14 protein-coding genes are annotated in these 18,646 nt (G+C 64.0%); 11 read left to right on the forward strand and 3 right to left on the reverse strand.

Features of this window, described 5'->3' with window-relative positions:
• Positions 1-107: 107 nt before the first annotated feature.
• The 5 genes from AB3G45_RS08245 to AB3G45_RS08265 all read left to right on the forward strand — a co-directional run bounded on the left by AB3G45_RS08245 (position 108) and on the right by AB3G45_RS08265 (position 7,434).
• A complete protein-coding gene (locus tag AB3G45_RS08245; protein WP_160787995.1) occupies positions 108-614 on the forward strand; it encodes a hypothetical protein in 507 nt (168 codons plus the stop codon).
• Positions 607-2,568: an AAA family ATPase gene (locus tag AB3G45_RS08250; protein ID WP_367830121.1), complete on the forward strand. Its 1,962-nt coding sequence runs from the start codon at positions 607-609 to the stop codon at positions 2,566-2,568. The genes AB3G45_RS08245 and AB3G45_RS08250 overlap by 8 nt, the downstream gene beginning before the upstream one ends.
• Entirely contained in the window at positions 2,565-3,332 is a 768-nt protein-coding gene (locus AB3G45_RS08255; protein ID WP_117371538.1) for an ATP-dependent Zn protease, read from the forward strand. The genes AB3G45_RS08250 and AB3G45_RS08255 overlap by 4 nt, the downstream gene beginning before the upstream one ends.
• Before the next feature lie 330 nt (positions 3,333-3,662).
• The gene (locus AB3G45_RS08260; RefSeq protein ID WP_367830122.1) at positions 3,663-6,038 is read left to right on the forward strand and encodes a phosphoketolase; all 2,376 of its coding nucleotides are present in this window, start codon (positions 3,663-3,665) and stop codon (positions 6,036-6,038) included.
• Between the two features lie 37 nt (positions 6,039-6,075).
• Positions 6,076-7,434, forward strand: a complete 1,359-nt coding sequence (locus AB3G45_RS08265; protein ID WP_367830123.1) for an MBL fold metallo-hydrolase RNA specificity domain-containing protein — start codon at positions 6,076-6,078, stop codon at positions 7,432-7,434.
• Positions 7,435-7,449: 15 nt separating this feature from the next.
• Here AB3G45_RS08265 and AB3G45_RS08270 read toward each other — a convergent pair whose 3' ends face one another.
• A complete protein-coding gene (locus AB3G45_RS08270; protein WP_367830124.1) occupies positions 7,450-8,028 on the reverse strand; it encodes an N-acetyltransferase family protein in 579 nt (192 codons plus the stop codon).
• A 140-nt stretch (positions 8,029-8,168) separates the two neighbouring features.
• Here AB3G45_RS08270 and AB3G45_RS08275 point away from each other — a divergent pair, with 140 nt between their 5' ends.
• Both AB3G45_RS08275 and mgtA read left to right on the forward strand, forming a co-directional pair.
• Positions 8,169-8,990, forward strand: coding sequence for a universal stress protein (locus AB3G45_RS08275; protein WP_117371534.1), 822 nt, complete (start codon positions 8,169-8,171; stop codon positions 8,988-8,990).
• A 33-nt stretch (positions 8,991-9,023) separates the two neighbouring features.
• Positions 9,024-11,609, forward strand: a complete 2,586-nt coding sequence (gene mgtA / locus AB3G45_RS08280; protein WP_367830125.1) for a magnesium-translocating P-type ATPase — start codon at positions 9,024-9,026, stop codon at positions 11,607-11,609.
• Between the two features lie 327 nt (positions 11,610-11,936).
• Here mgtA and AB3G45_RS08285 read toward each other — a convergent pair whose 3' ends face one another.
• Complete coding sequence (locus AB3G45_RS08285) at positions 11,937-12,338, reverse strand: ArsR/SmtB family transcription factor (RefSeq protein ID WP_367830126.1); 402 nt, start codon at positions 12,336-12,338, stop codon at positions 11,937-11,939.
• A gap of 19 nt (positions 12,339-12,357) precedes the next feature.
• Positions 12,358-12,666 (reverse strand): helix-turn-helix transcriptional regulator, encoded by a 309-nt coding sequence (locus AB3G45_RS08290; protein WP_050746442.1) that lies wholly within the window; start codon positions 12,664-12,666, stop codon positions 12,358-12,360.
• Positions 12,667-12,789: 123 nt separating this feature from the next.
• Here AB3G45_RS08290 and AB3G45_RS08295 point away from each other — a divergent pair, with 123 nt between their 5' ends.
• From AB3G45_RS08295 to AB3G45_RS08310, 4 genes are all read left to right on the forward strand, one after another.
• A complete protein-coding gene (locus AB3G45_RS08295; RefSeq protein WP_160787990.1) occupies positions 12,790-14,082 on the forward strand; it encodes an NAD(P)/FAD-dependent oxidoreductase in 1,293 nt (430 codons plus the stop codon).
• Between the two features lie 39 nt (positions 14,083-14,121).
• Positions 14,122-14,325: a DUF2892 domain-containing protein gene (locus tag AB3G45_RS08300; RefSeq protein ID WP_050746441.1), complete on the forward strand. Its 204-nt coding sequence runs from the start codon at positions 14,122-14,124 to the stop codon at positions 14,323-14,325.
• A 65-nt stretch (positions 14,326-14,390) separates the two neighbouring features.
• Positions 14,391-15,404 carry an efflux RND transporter periplasmic adaptor subunit gene (locus tag AB3G45_RS08305; protein WP_210234715.1) on the forward strand — a complete coding sequence of 338 codons (1,014 nt, stop codon included), beginning with the start codon at positions 14,391-14,393 and terminating at the stop codon, positions 15,402-15,404.
• The gene (locus tag AB3G45_RS08310) at positions 15,401-18,601 is read left to right on the forward strand and encodes an efflux RND transporter permease subunit (RefSeq protein ID WP_160787989.1); all 3,201 of its coding nucleotides are present in this window, start codon (positions 15,401-15,403) and stop codon (positions 18,599-18,601) included. The genes AB3G45_RS08305 and AB3G45_RS08310 overlap by 4 nt, the downstream gene beginning before the upstream one ends.
• Positions 18,602-18,646: the final 45 nt, after the last annotated feature.

Below are 18,646 nucleotides of genomic sequence, written 5' to 3' on the forward strand. Positions count from 1 at the left end.
TTGTCGTCAGGTGTCGCGTGGTGATCCCTCGCGTCAAGGCCGCAGCTTTCCCATCCTGTTCTTCTTATGAGCGCTGGGCCCGAATGTGGTCCGGTCAAGGAGTTCCCATGACTTCCGACATCAATCCGGATGTGCCGCCACGCATCCGCTGCGAGGCGATCCCGCCGTCCTCGACGTCCCAGAACCTCGTCTGCCATCGTGCGCACGGCACTGTCCTGCGCTATCTCGGATACGGTGCTGGCCGCCCGACCGGCGACGATCCCGCGCATCTGATCGGCCTGGCGCTCGGCCATGTCCGGCAGGGTACGGGCTTGACCGGCCTCGTACCGGATACGGTCATCGGCCGATTGCAGACCCATGCCGATACAGGCAACCCGGCCTGCCGCCTGCTGCTCGACTGGCTTTCCAGCCGTAATCGCGATCTGGCGGTCTCGACTCAGCCGGATGCGGGCAGTCCGGGTTCGGCCAAGCCCCGTCCTCTTCGCCGCCTGATCCGGGAGCGTCGCCAGGCAAGACCGGGCAGTCTGAAGAAGCGATGGCCGACCAAGGGGCAACCGCCCAGCGGCAAAACGGCAATTATTGCCGCGATGACGGAGGGGCGGATCGATGAATAAGCTGTCCCGCCTGTTCCTGCGTCGCCTCGAACGCATCGCCCGGCGCGAAGCCCAGCGCAACGCCCATCTCAATGGCCTCTTGTCGTTGAAAATCGTCGAAGTGGGCGGGCACGTTCTGCGGCGCTACTCGCCAGCCTTCGAAACCGCGTCTCTTTCCGGAGACCACGACCGCGACGTGGCGTGGGTTCGTCGGAACTTCGGCGGCTACCTTCTGCCGCCGCCTCAGCAGTCCGACATTGTAACGACTGAAGGTAAGTCGCCGACATCTTTCCTGCCGTCTCTCTACCGGCTCGGTCAAGTGACAGCCAGCGATCATGTCGCGGCAATCGATCACAAACGCCGTGCCTATGCCGTCGGTCTGGTCGGGCGGGCGGGCAAGGCGCCGCTGATCAGCAACATCGTCGCGGCCCTCGTGCTGGCCCGTGCGATCGAGAACGGTCGTGTGCCGCTTGCCAGGATCGTCCGTGCTGCCGCCATGTCGGCGCCTGTCGTCGCGCTGCATGGGCCGATCGTCGGCTTTGAGCAGGCCATGCGCCGCCTCATCGAGACACCGGGCTTCGTGCCGGGCGGCGCCTTGAGCGGCATCGATGGAGAATACGTCTATGATGACGGCACCTTTGCCGGACCCGAGGGTGCAGGCCGTACGTACATTCAGTTCCTCGGACATAGCATCGCGCGCATCGCCGGCGCCACGCTTCGGCGCCGGCTGGTGAATGCGACGACGCGTGACTATCCTGTCGTTGCGATCAGCGAGAAGGCGGAGGCCATCCCGTCCGACATCGCCATTGCCGCCGACATCGGCCTTGCGGCAGGCAGGCTGGACTATCCCTTCCTCAGTGCCATGGTGGAGGCGATGCATGGTGCCAACGGTATCACGGCGCTGGAGCAATGGTCGACGGCCTACGACGCGCATTACCTGACGATCGATGATGTCGTGCTGGCGTTCCGGCCGGGGCGCAGCGCATCCCAGGTCATTGCCGTGCTGGCGTCCCTCACCGAGCGCAATCGTGTTGCCGCTCGGGAGGATGACGATGATGACGACGAACCGGCATCCAAAGGCGCTGGCAAATCATCGAAGTCGAAGCAGGATGCGAAATCGTCGGAGAAGTCCTCATCCGGAAAAGATAGCGGCGGTGGATGGAAACGCGACAAGCTGTCAGGCGCCGAGGTCATCCAGCCGGAGCCATGGGGACCGGGAGAAAACGATCGTCCGTCGCTCGTGGTCGAGACGCTCGCCGGTTACGGCAAGGCCAAGACCTGGGCGCTGGATCTGAAGGCTGATCTGGCCGATCACAGGGCGGGCGCTCTCGCCTGGTCGGACATGAGCACCAAACTTCTGCTCCATGGACCGCCCGGGACCGGAAAGACGACTTTTGCTCGGGCGCTTTGCAACAGCCTGCAGATTCCGCTGGTCGTCACATCCGTATCGACTTGGCTGCAGGGCGGGCATCTCAACGACGTCATCGACCGGATGAGCAAGACCTTCGTCGAGGCCCGGGCCATGGCGCCGGCGATCCTGTTCATCGACGAGATCGATGGCATCGGCAAGCGGCAGCCGGCCGAACGGGAATATGCCGACTATTGGAACACCATCGTTAACAAGGCGCTCGAGTTGTTGGACGGGGCGGTCAAGAGCGAGGGGTTGATCATCGTCGGCGCGACGAACCGGCCCCAGGAGATCGATGATGCGCTGAAACGCTCCGGACGCCTGGAGACGCATATCGAGATCTCCTTGCCGGATATCGCCACGCTCACGGAAATCTTCGCTCACCATCTCGGCGATGATCTCGCATCGCTGGTCGATGGAAAGGCGTCGGATGAGACCAAGGCCGATGAGGTGGGTTCCGAGGCCGCGGGGATGAGTGCCGACGAGGCAGAAGCACCCAACATCCAGGCCGATCGGGACAGCGACGAACACACCTTGAGGGACGCTCGGGAAGGAGCCGCGACATGACAATGACATCGAAGCACATTGAACCGGGTACGCTTGAAGCGGCCGTGTCCCTTCTGAAGCGGCTGGCAACGAGGGCGATGGGGCTGACCGGCGCCGATATCGAGCGGATCGTTCGCCAGGCGCGGCTGAAGGCCCGCCGCGAAAAGCGGTCGATCCGGTATGAAGATCTCGAGGATGGTATCCGGATGGACCGGCCGCAGGTGCCGTATGATTTGCGCTGGCGCTTCGCCATCCATGAGTCTGGTCACGCAGTCGTACATCATGCCTTGAGGTTGGGGCCGATCCATGGGCTCAACATCGATGCGCCCGGAGGCGGCGGCTACAGCCAGCTCGGATTCACCGCATCCGGCAGCGATACGCTGGGCTACCGTGAGGACATGCTCGCCATGCTCATGGCGGGGCGCGCCGCCGAGCAGATCGTCGTCGGCAAGGTGTCCGCCGGATCGGGTGGCTCCGATGACAGCGATCTGGCACGGGCCACGAAGATGGCGCTCGCCATGGAGCGGTCCCTCGGCTTCGGGGCGACCCAGCCGCTGCTCTACCGCGATGATAAGGACCCGACCGCCGTGCTCGATGCTAATCCCGATCTCGCAGCCCGCATCCATGCGCGCTTGGAAAAGGCATTTGCGAGGGCGGTCGAGATTGTCAATGAGAACCGCGATAAGCTTGATGCGCTCACCAACGCGCTGTTCGATGCGCAGGCTTTGGATGGCGAGGCCGTAAGACGCCTCCTCAAAGACGGTGATCGACCGCCTTCCGTGTAGACTGTGATTCGGGCGAGCATCGATTGCCGTCGGTGATTGCTCCGATGTTGAGTCAACGTCAGTTTGCCATCAAACGGGGTAAGGCGGCGCGCTTGGACAGAGGACGTTTTGGCGAGTCTCGCCGTTCGTTGAGCTAAATCAAGATCCATTGCGCGAAAACGTCTAGGGTGAGACCATATCGGACGGAAGACAGGAGTTCGCTCCGCATGACCTTGTATCGGCCTTGGTCGGACGCGGCGTCGTGGTTGCTCAGGGACCATTAGGCCTATTTGCGCAATCTCCTCGAATGCGAACGTCGGCCTTTTCGATCCGGCCGCAGGGAGAGAATGCATGGCGAATGATCCTGACCTCGAAGACCTCGCGCTGATCGACCGCTACTGGCGGGCGGCCAACTATCTTTCGGTGGGCCAGATCTACCTGATGGACAATCCGCTGCTCCGCGAGCCTTTGAAGGCGGAGCATGTGAAGCCGCGCCTTCTCGGCCACTGGGGCACGACGCCGGGCCTCAACTTCATCTATGCCCATCTCAACCGCATCATCCGGGCGCGCGACGCCGATGTCCTCTATATCTGCGGCCCCGGCCACGGCGGGCCGGGCATGGTGGCCAATACCTATCTGGAAGGCACCTATTCGCAGGTCTATCCCGAGATCGGCGAGGATGAGGCGGGGCTGAAGGCGCTGTTCCGGCAGTTCTCCTTCCCCGGCGGCATTCCGAGCCACGCGGCCCCCGAAACGCCCGGCTCCATCCATGAGGGCGGCGAACTCGGCTATGCGCTGGTGCATGCCTATGGCGCGGCCTTCGACAATCCGGGCCTCGTCGTCGCCTGCGTGGTGGGGGATGGCGAGGCCGAGACCGGCCCGCTCGCCGCCGCCTGGCATTCCAACAAGTTCCTCAGCCCCGTCAGCGACGGCACGGTGCTGCCGATCCTCCATCTCAACGGCTACAAGATCGCCAACCCGACCGTGCTGGCGCGCCTGCCGGACGAGGAGCTGGCCCATCTCTTCACCGGCTACGGCTACGACCCGATCTTCGTGGAGGGGCATGAGCCGCAGGCGATGCACAGGGCCATGGCGGCCGCGCTCGACGCCGCCTTCGACCGCATCGCGGCCATCCGCGCCGCGGTGAAGGACGAGCCCGCCCGCCGGCCGCGCTGGCCGATGATCGTGCTGCGCAGCCCCAAGGGCTGGACGGGGCCGAAGGAGGTGGACGGCAAGATGGTGGAAAACCATTGGCGCTCCCATCAGGTGCCCGTCTCCGAGTGCCGCACCAACGCCGCCCACCGCGACATCCTCGAAGCCTGGATGCGCAGCTACGATCCCGAAGACCTCTTCGATGCGGATGGCCGCCTGAAGCCGGAGCTGCGGGCGCTGGCACCCACGGGCGCGCGCCGCATGGGCGCCAGTCCGCACGCCAATGGCGGCGTCCTTCGCAAGGAGCTGCGCACGCCCGATATCGGCGCCTATGCGGTCGCCGTGGAGCGGCCCGGCGCGGTCGAGGCACAGGCGACGAAGATCCTCGGCGACTACCTGCGCGACGTGATCCAGCTGAACGCGGCGGATCGCAACTTCCGCGTCTTCGGGCCGGACGAGACGGCCTCCAACCGGCTCTCCAGCGTCTTCGAGGCGACGGACCGGGTGTGGATGGCCAAGACGCTGCAGACGGACGACCACCTCGCGCCGGAAGGCCGCGTCATGGAAGTGCTCAGCGAGCATCTGTGCCAGGGTTGGCTGGAGGGTTATCTGCTTACCGGCCGGCACGGCTTCTTCTCCTGCTACGAGGCCTTCATCCACATCGTCGATTCGATGTTCAACCAGCATGCGAAATGGCTGAAGGTGGCGCGCGAGCTGCCCTGGCGCAGCCCCGTCTCCTCGCTCAATTACCTGCTCACCTCCCATGTCTGGCGGCAGGACCACAATGGCTTTTCCCATCAGGACCCCGGCTTCATCGACCTCGTCGCCAACAAGGGGGCGGATATCGTGCGCGTCTACCTGCCGCCGGACGCCAACACGCTGCTATGGGTCGGCGACCATTGCCTGCGGACATGGAACCGCATCAACGTCATCGTGGCCGGCAAGCAGCCGGCGCCGCAATGGCTGGCGATGGACGAGGCTACCCGCCATTGCGAGGCCGGGCTCGGCATCTGGGACTGGGCGGGCACGGAAGGCGGGCTCGAACCCGACGTAGTGATGGCGGCGGCCGGCGACGTGCCGACCATGGAGACGCTCGCGGCGGTCGACCTGCTCCGCCAGGCGGTGCCGGGCCTTCGCATCCGCGTCGTCAACGTCGTGGACCTGATGGCGCTGCAATCGCCGCAGCATCACCCGCACGGCATCGACGATGCGGCCTTCGACCGGATTTTCACCCGCGACCGGCCCGTGGTCTTCGCCCATCACGGCTATCCCTATCTCATCCACCGGCTGGTCTACAAACGCACCAACCATCCGAATTTCCACGTCAGGGGCTTCATCGAGGAGGGCACGACGACCACGCCCTTCGATATGGCCGTGATGAACCGGCTCGACCGCTACCATCTTGCCATGGAGGCCATAGAGCGCCTGCCGACCCTTGCCGCGCGCCGGCCCGGCCTCATCGCCGCGCTGGAGGCGAAGCTTGACGCGCACCATGCCTATGTGCGCGAGCACGGCGAGGACATGCCCGAGATCCGCGACTGGAAGTGGCCCTATCCGCGGCCGGAAGCGCCTTAGCGGATCGAGGAGCACATCGGGGAAGGGGAGGCAGGACATGCTGTCATTGAAATCGCTCGGCGGTGCCGGGACCGTCACCGGCTCCAAGCATCTCCTCCGTCTCGGCGAGCACCGTATCCTTGTCGATTGCGGCCTGTTCCAGGGCCTGAAGAACCTGCGCGAGCTCAACTGGGCGCCCTTGACGGTGGCGCCGCGCGACATCGACGCGGTGATCCTCACCCATGCACATCTCGACCATTGCGGATACCTGCCGCGCCTCGTGCGCGAGGGTTATCGCGGCAAGGTCCATGCGACGCCCGCCACTCGCGACGTCGCCGAACTGATCCTGATGGACAGCGGCCATCTTCAGGAGAAGGACGCCGAATTCCTCAACCGGCACAAGCTGTCGCGGCACCAGCCGGCTTTGCCGCTCTATGGCGTCGGGGATGCGCAGCGGGCGGTGGAGCATTTCTCGACCGCCGAGTTCGGTCAGAGAGTGCGGCTTGGCGGGGATGCGTCGTTCCGCTTCCATCCCGCCGGCCATATTCTCGGCGCGGCATGGGTGGAACTGGAGTGGGGTGACCGAAAGATCGTCTTTTCCGGCGATATCGGCCGCTACGGCGATCCGCTGATGCCCGATCCCGCCCCTACCGTGGAGGCCGACTATATCCTCGTCGAATCCACCTACGGCAACCGCATCCACGACAGGAGCGACCCGGCCGAGGCGCTGCGGGTGGTCGCCGAGCGGACCATCGCGCGCGGCGGTACGCTCGTCATCCCGGCCTTTGCGGTCGGCCGCGCGCAGGAACTGCTCTACTATTTTTGGAAGCTGAAGCGGGCGGGGCATCTCGGCGAGATCCCGCTGTTCCTCGACAGTCCCATGGCCATCGAGGCGACCGGGCTCATGGGTCGGCACCTGCCGGACCACCGCCTCGACGCGAAGACCTGCAGGGACGTCTTCTCCATCGCCCGCTGCACCGGAGACGTCGAGGCGTCGAAGGCGATCAGCGCCAGCCGCTTCCCCAAGATCGTCATCTCCGCCTCTGGCATGACGACGGGCGGGCGCGTGCTGCATCATCTGAAAGCCTTTGCGCCCGATGCGCGCAACACGATCCTGCTCGCCGGCTTCCAGGCCGCGGGCACGCGCGGGCGCGCGCTTCAGGACGGGGCGAGGGAACTGAAGATCCACGGCTCCTGGGTGCCGGTCAATGCGGAGGTGGCGCATCTCGACATGCTCTCGGCCCATGCCGATGCCGGCGAGCTGATGCGCTGGCTCTCCACCTGCCCGCGCCCGCCGCGCAAGGTCTTCATCGTGCACGGTGAGCCGGAAGCCTCAGAGGCGCTGCGCATCCGCATCGGGCGGGAGCTCGGGTGGGAAAGCGTGGTGCCACGTCTCGACCAGGAATTCGAGCTGTGAGCCGCAAGGCCCGGCTCAGGCGAGGCGGAGGTCCTTGCGGATCAGGATGAGCGTCGGATCGTCGGGATAGGGAACGGCGAGGAAGCCCTGTTCGCGTTCCAGCTCGATGGCCTCGCGGTTCTCGCGGCTTTCCAGCGATTCCAGCGCCTCGGCGCCGCGAGCCTGCGCGTAGCGGGCCGCATGGCGCAGCATTTCCCAGGCGACGCCCTTGTGCTTGTCCTCCGCGCGTACCGAGATCGCCACCTCGGCCTTTTTCGTCGACGGGTCGCAGGCGACCATCGCCGCCGCGATGATGGTCCCGCTGTCCTCGGCGAAGGCGAGGAAGTGCTCGGTCGCGCGGTGATCGACCCGCGTCATCGCGACGAGGCGCTCATGGCTCACCTCGCGCACGCCGCCGAGGAAACGGAAGCGCAGGTCCGCGGGCGCCAGACGGGCGAAGAAATCGCCGAGCGCCGCCTCGTCCTCGGGGCGGACCGGGCGAATGCGCAGCACGAGCCCGCTACGCGTCACCAGATCGCAGCGCCAGAGGTCGGCGGCTTCTAGCGCGGCGGAGGCGTCCGCCCGCTCCGGCTGGTCATGATGAGGATCCGTCATCGCGGTTCTCCTTCGCAAGGGTCTGGATCGATACTATCATTGTGCGCCCGCCGCCGCGACCGGGCCTTGATCCGCGTCAAGGCGCCGTCCCCCGGCGGGGCTATCCTTTGCCGCGACAGACAGGACGGAGGAACAGTCCCATGAGCTACAAATCCATTCTCGTGAACCTGGATATCGACGGGCCGGCCGAGCCGGTGGTCAAGGCGGCGAGCGAGCTGGCGCAGCGCTCCGGCGCCCGCCTGATCGGCTTTTGCGCCGCCGACGCCTACCTGCCGGTGACGGGCCCCGAAGGCGTGGCGCTCGCCACCGAAGTGATGCAGCAGATGCGGGAAGACGACGAGCGCCGCTTCAAGGAGTTGCGTGCCGAATTCGAGAGGCTGGTCGCCGGCGCGGTCGAGACCGGATGGCGCCAGGCCACGGAAGGACCGACCTATGCGCTCGTGCAGATGGCGCGGACGGCAGATCTCATCGTTACCCAGGCACGGCGCGGGGCGACGACGGGCGACCGGGCGCGCGCCGCTGATCCGGGAAGCGTCGCCCTGCAGGCGGGCCGGCCGCTCCTGGTGGTGGGGGCCGGCACGGAGCAGCGCGTCGGCCGCAAGGTCGTCGTCGCCTGGAAAGACACGAAGGAGGCGCGGCGGGCGGTGTTCGATGCCGTGCCGCTGCTTCAGGATGCAAACGACGTCGTCGTCGCCACCGTCGCCTCCACGATCGACCAATGGGCCCGCGAGGGCATCGCCGACGTGGTCTCGTTCCTCGCGCGGCACGGCGTTGCGTCGCGCAGCGAGACCGTGGAGAGCCACCGGGAAAGCGAAAGCCTGGTCGAATTGATCGACAGGCACGACGCTGATCTCGTCGTATCCGGCGCCTATGGACACAGCCGTTTGAGGGAATGGGCCTTCGGCGGCGTGACGCGCTCGCTGCTCGACGAGATCCGGCTCAACCGCTTCATGTCGAACTGACAGACATCAATCGGGGCGGCCAGGAGCGGAGACATGCATATGCAGCCGGAAACGTTCTCACCGAAGACCGTGGATGCCGCGTATTGGTCTATCCCCGCCGACACGCTTCTCACCGGGCTGGAAAGCCGCGCGGACGGCCTTTCTTCGGACGAGGCGACGGCGCGTCTTGCCGCCTTCGGCGACAACGCGATCCACGCACGGCGCGGCGCCTCGGCCATCGCGGCTTTCCTGCGTCAGTTCCGCAGCCCGCTGGTGCTGATCCTCATCTTCGCGGCGGGCGTCTCGGCCGTTGTCGGGGAGGGAAGCGAGGCGGCGATCATCGCCGTCATCGTGCTGGCGAGCTGCATCCTCTCCTTCACGCAGGAATATGGCGCCTCGCGTGCGATGGAGGCTCTGACCGCGCGCATCGGGCGCAAGGTCCTCGTGTTGCGCGACGGCAGGGAGACGTCGATCTCTGTCGAGGAGGTCGTGCCCGGCGATATCGTCCGGCTCTCGGCGGGAAATCTTATCCCGGCCGACGGCATTTTTCTGGAGACGCGCGAGCTCAATGTCAGTGAGGCTGCGCTGACGGGCGAGACCTTTCCGGTGGTCAAGACTGCAGGCGTGTGCCCGCCGGCGGCGACGGTCAGCCAACGCACGAACACGGCCTTCACCGGCACTTCCGTGCGCAGCGGGACGGCGACGATGGCCGTGGTGAAGACGGGCGGGCAGACGGAATTCGCGGCCATCGCCGCGGCCATCGCGCATGTCGCGCCGGAGACGGAGTTCGCGCGGGGCATCCGCCGCTTCGGCTATCTCATGACGAGGATCATGCTGGTCATCGTCATCCTCGTCTTCTTCGCCAATCTTCTGCTGCACCGGCCGGCGGTGGATTCGCTGCTGTTCTCGCTGGCGCTCGCCGTGGGGCTGACGCCGGAGCTGCTGCCGGCGATCATCAGCGTGACGCTGGCGAGGGGCGCCCGTACCATGGCGGCGAACGGCGTCATCGTGCGCCGGCTGGAGGCCATCGAGAATCTCGGCAGTATGGACATCCTGTGCACGGACAAGACCGGCACCCTCACCGAGGGCGTCATCCATCTCGACGCCTGCCTCGACGTTGCCGGGGCCGAGGCGCAGGAGGTGCGGCTCTGGGCACTCCTCAACGCTACCCTCCAGACCGGTATGGCGAACCCGCTCGACGAGGCCATCGCCGCCGGTAAGCGGCCGGAAGACGACCTTGCCGGCTATATCAAGGCGGACGAGATCCCCTACGACTTCATTCGCAAGAGGCTTTCGGTCGTCGTCCGCCGGCCGGGCGAGGCGGAGGATCTCGTGATCTGCAAGGGGGCGGTGCAGACCGTCGTCGCCGCCTGCTCGTCCGTGATGGAGGCCGGCGCGACTGTTCCCCTTGACGAGGTGCAGGCTGCCAGGATCGACGAGACGGTGCGAGCCTGGAGCGGGAAGGGCTATCGCGTGCTCGGGCTCGCCGTGCAGCGTTTTGCGCGGAAGGATGCCTATCGAGCCGAGGACGAGGCGGGGCTTGCCTTTGCCGGCTTCCTGCTCTTCCTCGATCCGCCCAAGGCGGGCATGGCGGAAACGCTGAAGGCCATCGCCGTGCGCGGCATCAGGGTGAAGGTCATCACCGGCGACAACCGCCATGTCGCCGCCCATCTGGCCGAGATCGTCGGCCTGCCGCATCGCCGCATCCTGACGGGAGAGGAGGTGCACAGCCTGACCAAGGAGGCGCTCGTCCGCCGCGTCACGCAGAACGACATCTTCGCCGAGATCGACCCGAACCAGAAGGAGCGCATCATCGCGGCGTTGCGCGGGCACGGTCACGTGGTCGGCTATCTCGGCGACGGCATCAACGACGCGCCCGCCCTGCACGAGGCCGATGTCGGCATTTCCGTGGACGGCGCGGTGGACGTGGCGCGCGAGGCCGCCGACATGATCCTGCTGCAACGCGACCTCGGCGTGTTGCTGCGCGGGGTCGATGATGGCCGGAAAACCTTCGCCAACACGATGAAATACATCTCCATCACCACCAGTGCGAATTTCGGCAACATGGTCTCGATGGCCTTCGCTTCGCTTGCCCTTCCGTTCTTGCCGCTGCTCGCGCCGCAGATCCTGCTCAACAATTTCCTGGCGGACATGCCCTCGCTCGCCATCGCCACCGACAATGTCGATCCCGATCAGGTGCGAACGCCCCGGCGCTGGGACATCGCCTTCGTGCGCCGCTTCATGGTGACCTTCGGGCTGGTCAGTTCACTCTTTGACTTCGTGACCTTCGCCTTCCTGCTGTTTGTCGCGAGGGCAACGGCTGAACTCTTCCAGACGGGCTGGTTTGTCGAATCGCTGATTACGCAGCTTGCTATCGTATTGGTCGTGCGTACCCGGGTCTCCTTCTGGCGCAGTCGGCCGAGCAAGTTGCTCTCCGGTCTGACACTGGTCATCGGGCTCCTCGCACTTGCAATTCCCTATTTGCCGGGTGTGGGCTGGTTTGGCTTCGTTGCATTGCCTTCACCGGTTCTTGGTGGCCTGGTCACGATCACGTTTGCCTACCTGGCGGCTTCGGAAACGGCAAAGCACTGGTTCTTCGCGCACGAGCGCCACCATGGCAACGCAAAGCGTAGTCTTTGACCCGCATAAGGCATGTGCGCGGCAATGGTTGATGATATCCGTAAAGGAGATCGCCATGCCGCGCTGGATCCTCACCATAGCCGGCCATCCCGATCTTGAATCAGTTGGGCGCTGCCTTCTGCCGAAGGTTGTTTACCGGTGACGGGCTCGGGCAGGGACCCCAGAAAATGCCGGTCACCCTCCCTCCACATTGACGGGGATCAAGGTCGTGGCGGCACGCTTCAAACTCATCAATTCTGCCGTTTGCGGGGGCTTGAAACTTGAAAAGACGTGGGCGCCAAATGGGTAAAGGGTAGCCGTGCGGCCTGTTTCGAATGCCACTGGCTATCATTGATGTTTCTGTCGCAGCAATTGATCAATGCCTCTCAAAGAGCGCACGATCGAAGGATCGTCAGGAATACTGTAAAGGATATGTCGCCCATCGCGACGCGGGCGAACGAATCCCGCGTTACGAAGTTTCGCCAGATGCTGCGAGAGCGATGGTTGCCTGATATCGAGGTCGATCCCGATTTCTTCTACCGAGCGCTCATCACCTGTCAGCAGGTAGTCAAGAATGAGCAAGCGCTTGTCGTTTGCGAGTAGTTTCAGGAAAGCCGCAGCTTCATCCTTGTTCGGCAGCGCAAGGCAAATGCGTCGAAGGTCTGGAAGGAAGGATGGTCGATCCGGCGTGCCGGGATCGCTTTTCTCGAACTGGGTTGCCGTTCGCTGCTCCACCATCATTTCCTCCATTCGCACGACCGTTTCGCGGCTACTTGCCTCTGTTCGGCGGGCAGAACGCGTCGTGCAAAGCCTGCACGACAGTCAGGATTTCCGGTCGGACAATCGAGTAATAGACAGTCGTTCCCTCGCGCCGCGCCTCGACCAGCCCGTCCGCTCTCAACCGCATAAGTTGTTGCGACATCGGCACTTGTTCGATTGCCAGTCCTTGTCGCAGTTCGGCGACCGATCGTTCACCATCGACCAGCGCGCACAGAACGAGCAGCCGCTGGGGGTGCGACAGACTGCGCATCAATTCGGCGGCCTTTTCGGCGGCCGGTATCATTTCCTCTACATTCATACTCTTGAATTTAAAACCTTTGAATGTTAGATGCAAGCCATAAAGCCTGGAAGCGTCTGAATTGAATGGCCTCCGGCAACCAGAAGTGGGCAGACCCATCATAGAAACAGCGGAGCGAAAGCCATGACTCATATTGTCATTCTCGGCGCAGGCCTCGGTGGAATCATCATGGCCTATGAGATGAAACGCAAGCTCCGGCGTGAAGATCGCCTGACCGTCGTCAATCTCGGCTCCAGCTATTCCTTCGTTCCTTCCAATCCATGGGTCGCGGTTGGCTGGCGGCAGCCGCAGGACATAACCGTCGATCTCGTTCCCGTTCTGAAGCAGCATGGAATCGCACTCAGGCCCGAGGGAGCACGTCGGGTCCAGCCCGCGCAAAACCGCGTCGAACTCAATGACGGCTCCCTTCTCGATTATGACTTCCTGATCATTGCTACCGGCCCCGCCCTTGCCTTCGATGAGGTGCCGGGCCTGGGACCCGATGCTCATACCCAATCCATCTGCCAGATCGGCCATGCGACCCAAGCGAAGACCGCATTCGACGCACTGGTGAAACGGCCCGGTCCCATCGTCGTTGGAGCTGTGCAAGGCGCCTCCTGCTACGGTCCGGCCTACGAGTATGCCTTCATCCTCGACACGGCGCTGCGCAATGCGCGGGTGCGGGATCAGGTTCCGATAACCTTCGTCACGCCCGAGCCCTATATCGGCCATCTCGGGCTTGATGGCGTTGGCGACACCAAGGGGCTGCTCGAAAGCGCCTTGCGCGAACGTCATATCAAGTGGATCACCAATGCCCGGACGACGACGGTCGAGCCTGGCAAGCTGATCGCCGAAGAGGTCCACGACGATGGCACCGTCAAGGCAACCCACGAACTGCCCTTCGCCTTCTCGATGATGCTGCCGGCCTTCCGCGGTGTGCCGGCGATCGCTGGTATAGAAGGGCTGACCAATCCGCGCGGTTTCGTCGTCATAGACAAGCACCAGCGCAATCCGGCTTTCCCGAATGTCTTCGGCATCGGGGTCTGCGTTGCCATTCCGCCGGTCGGCAAGAGCCCGCTCGCGGTCGGCGTGCCGAAGACCGGCTTCATGATCGAATCCATGGTGACAGCGACGGCCGAAAATATTGCCGCTCTGCTGAAGGGTGAGGAGCCAAGGGCCGTCGCGACCTGGAACGCGGTCTGTCTCGCCGATTTTGGCGATGATGGCATTGCCTTCGTCGCGCAGCCGCAAATTCCCCCGCGCAACGTGAACTGGGCGTCACGCGGCAAATGGGTCCATGCCGCCAAGATCGGGTTTGAGAAATACTTCCTGCTCAAGGTGCGGCAGGGCAAGGCCGACACGTTCTACGAAAATCTCGTGCTCAACATGCTGGGCGTCGGGAAGCTGAAGGATATCCGCATCGAAACCGCCGAGTAGGTCACACCCCTCGGTTTCAAACACACTGGAGTATTCAAAATGACGATCGATCGCGCCGTATTGATGTTTGCCGGCTGCATGGTCCTGCTGTCCCTCGCGCTCGGCTTCTATGTCTCACCATGGTGGTATCTGCTGAACGTCTTCGTCGGTTTCAATCTGATCCAATCGTCGCTCACCGGGTTTTGCCCTGCGGCGATCCTGTTCAGGAAGCTCGGCTGTCCGGCGGGTGTCGCGTTCAAATAGCCGTCAGGTTTTCTTTTTAACGACCGTCGCGTGGAACGCCGGTCTTCTTTGGAAGCAATCCCTTCATGTATCGTCCGACCCCTTACCCTCGCGCGGCAATGCTCGCCCTGCTCGTGGCTTTTACGAGCCATGGCGCATACGCAGCCGACTTCATCGTGAAAACGACGACTGTTCCGAACATGAAGGCTGTGTTCGGGCAGGTCGAGAGCCGTATCGTGCTGCCGGCGCGGGTTCGCACCGGCGGCTCGGTGCGCGAACTGCGCGTCAGCCAGGGGGACGAGGTCAAGGAAGGCGACGCCATCGCTGTCATCGTCGATGACAAGCTCTCGCTCCAACTCGACGCCGCCCAGGCCAAAATCGATGCTCTCAGTTCCCAACTCGACAATACCAAATTGCAACTCGAGCGGGCGCAGCAATTGAGGGCAAGCGGCGCCGGTACGCAAGCCAGCCTCGATCAGGCCAGAATGCAGTTCGAGGTGGCGACCAATCAGGTGGTGGCGGCTCGGGCCGACAAGACCGTTATCGAACAAAGCACTCGGGAAGGCACCGTTGTCGCGCCTGCCACAGGCCGTGTCCTGACCGTGCCGGTGACGCTCGGCTCGGTCGTCCTGCCGGGCGAGGAGATCGCGCGCATTGCTCCCGGCCCCTACTATCTGCGTCTTTCTCTGCCGGAGCGCCATGCGGCCGATATCGTGCAGGGAGCAAATGTCACAGTCGGCGAGCGCGGCCTGAAACGGTCGCCGGATCAATCCGAAACGAGGCTTCCGGGTCGGATCGTCAAGGTCTACCCAGAAATCGTCGATGGACGTGTCACCGCCGATGTCGAGGTCGCCGGCATCGGCGATTATTTCGTCAATGAGAGGACCCTCGTATCGATCCCGGTGGGCAAGCGCTCCGTGCTTGCTGTGCCGCCGGAAGCGGTGCGGACGCTGCATGGGATCGACTACGTACGTGTCGCTGGAATAGGGGGCGCGATCGATGTGGCTGTCATCATCGGCGAGCGTTTCGAAGATAACGGCCAGCCCCGCATCGAAATCCTCACCGGCCTTCATGACGGCGATCGGATCGTGCTGCCATGACGCCGCCAAGACTTAATCTCGGTCTGGCCGGTGGCTTGACCCGTGCCTTCATCGGCTCGCCGCTAACGCCGCTCTTCTTGCTGGCCGCCTTCGTCCTGGGGCTGGTTGCACTGGTATCGTTGCCGCGCGAGGAGGAGCCGCAGATCTCGGTGCCGATGGTCGATATCCGCGTACAGGCGAACGGCTTGAAGACCGAGGATGCGGTCAAGCTCGTAACCGAACCGCTCGAGACCATCGTCAAAGCGATCGACGGCGTCGAACACGTCTATTCCCAGACCGAGGATGATGGTGCGCTCGTCACGGCGCGGTTTAAGGTCGGCACCAATGCCGATGCCGCGATCCTGCGGGTGCATGAGAAGGTCCGGGCGAACATGGACCGCATCCCCGTCGGCATTCCCGATCCGCTGATCGTAGGACGCGGGATCGACGATGTGGCGATCGTCGTCGTTACGCTGCGGCCAACACAGAAGAGCGCCGGGCACTGGACCGCCAACGGGCTGACAAGGCTGGCGCGCGAGCTGCAGGTCGAGGTCGCCAAGCTGCCTGATATCGGCCTCACCTATATCGCTGGCGAGCAGCCCGAGCAGTTCGAGGTCGAGCCAGATCCGGAAAAGCTCTCGCTCTATGGCATCACCCTTCAGCAACTCGCCGCCAAGATCGAGGGGGCAAACCGTTCCTTCCGCGTCGGCACGGTGCGCGAAGGCGGCCAGCAGCGCGCGATTGTTGCCGGGCAGACGCTGCAGGAGCTCTCCGAAATTGGCAACATCCTTCTCACCGCGCGCGACGGCAGGCCCGTCTATGTGCGCGATGTCGCAAAAACGGTCCTTGCCACCTCGCCGGCGGAGGCCCGTGTCACCGATGTCCGTTCGACAGCAGATGGGCTGCAAAGGGTTCCGGCGGTTTCTCTTGCGATCGCCAAGAGGCCAGGCACCAATGCCGTGGTCATTGCCGATGATATCGTAAAGCGTCTGGAGCAGACCCGCGGCCAGATCTTTCCGAAGGATGTCGAGATGACGGTCACGCGCGATTACGGCGAGACCGCCAACGAGAAGGCGAACGAGCTCCTGTTCCATCTTGGGCTCGCAACCGTCTCGATCGTCTTCCTGGTCGCCATTGCCATCGGCTTGCGCGAGGCGATGGTGGTCGCGGTCGTCATTCCGATCACCATCCTGCTCACGCTCTTCGCGTCCTGGCTCATGGGCTATACGCTGAACCGTGTCAGCCTGTTCGCCCTGATCTTTTCGATCGGCATCCTGGTCGACGACGCCATCGTCGTCATCGAGAACATCGCCCGCCACTGGGCCATGCAGGACGGCCGATCGCGCAGCGCGGCCGCTGTCGACGCCGTTGCCGAGGTCGGCAACCCGACCATCGTCGCCACGCTGACCGTCGTGGCTGCGCTCCTTCCGATGTTGTTCGTGTCGGGGATGATGGGACCCTATATGAGCCCGATCCCGGCGAACGCCTCGGCAGCGATGCTGTTCTCTTTCTTCGTCGCGGTGATCCTTACGCCCTGGCTGATGATGAAGCTCGGCCGGAAGGAGGCAGTGCGCGGACACGCTCATGCCGCGGCCGATGGAGGGCGTCTCGGCAGAATTTACGCGATGGTCGCGCGGCCTGTCCTGCGGAGCCGCGCCCGGGCCTGGGCGTTCCTGCTGGTCGTCGGCATGGCCACGATCGCGTCGCTTGGCCTTCTCTACACCAAGCACGTCACCGTCAAGCTGCTGCCCTTCGACAACAAGACCAACCTTCAAGTGATCGTCGACCTGCCCAAGGGCTCTTCGGTCGAGGATACGGACCGGACATTGCAGCAAATGGTGGAGCGGCTGGGCGACATGCCGGAGATCGTATCCTTCCAGACCTATGCCGGAACAGCGTCACCTTTCGACTTCAATGGATTGGTGCGGCACTATTATCTGCGCGCCGAACCGCAGCAGGGCGATATCGTCGTCAACCTTCTGCCCAAAGGCTCGCGCGGCCGCGCGAGCCATGCGATCGCCCTTGATATTCGCAAGCGCCTCGAGGGCCTTGCGCTGCCGCAGGGAACAGTGGCGAAAGTGGTGGAACCGCCGCCTGGCCCGCCTGTGCTGGGGACGCTGCTGGCTGAGATATACGGACCGGACGCCGAGACGCGCCGTGCCGTCGCCGGAAAGGTTCGCGAGGCCTTCAAGAGCGTGCCCTTCATCGTTGACGTCGACGACAGCTACCACAATCAGCCGCAGCGTATGCGTGTCGCGATCGACCAGGACAATCTCGATTATTATCGGGTCGAGCAGTCCGACGTCTATGACACGTTGCGTTATCTCTATGGCGGCACCACGGTCGGCTATTCGCATCGCGGCGGCGGCCGTCAGCCGATCCCGATCCGCATCGCCCTGCCGAAGGGTGAGAAGGTGATCGACGAACGCGCGCTCACCACGCCGGTCCCGGCCAACGCGCTGCCGGCGGGCCTTGGTGTCGTCGAACTCGGCGACGTCGTGTCGGTCTCCGAGCAGCCGGCATCGTATCCTGTCTTCCGGCACAATGGCCGGGCGGCGGAGATGGTCATGGCAGAGCTTGCCGGCGCTTACGAAGCGCCGATCTACGGCATGCTCGCCGTGAACGATGCGATTTCCAAGGCGGATTGGGGCAATGTTCCGAAGCCGGTGATCGCGCTCCACGGTCAGCCCGATGACGAAACCCGCCCGATCCTGCTCTGGGATGGCGAGTGGGAGGTGACTTGGGTTACTTTCCGCGACATGGGCGCGGCGTTCATGGTGGCGATCCTCGGCATCTATATCCTTGTGGTCGCGCAGTTCGGCTCGTTCAAGCTTCCGCTGGTCATCCTGACGCCGATCCCGCTCACCTTCATCGGCATCATGCTCGGGCATTGGCTGTTCGCGGCGCCGTTCACGGCAACCTCGATGATCGGGTTCATCGCGCTTGCCGGCATCATCGTGCGCAATTCGATCCTGCTGGTGGATTTCATCCGCCATTCCGGGGGGCAGGGCAGGCCAATGGTCGATGTACTGCTTGAGGCCGGCTCCGTCCGCTTCAAGCCGATCCTGCTGACCGCGCTCGCCGCGATGATCGGCGCGGGCGTGATCCTGACCGACCCGATTTTCCAGGGGCTCGCCATCGCGCTGCTGTTCGGTCTCGTCTCCTCGACGCTTCTCACGGTGCTCGTCATTCCGGCGATCTATGTGGCGCTGAAATGATCGGCGCTTGCATAGCCTCTTGAAAAATGGTCTAAATTGTAAGAT

It is taken from the genome of Shinella sp. S4-D37 (genome assembly GCF_040812195.1).
Classification (GTDB): Bacteria; Pseudomonadota; Alphaproteobacteria; order Rhizobiales; family Rhizobiaceae; genus Shinella.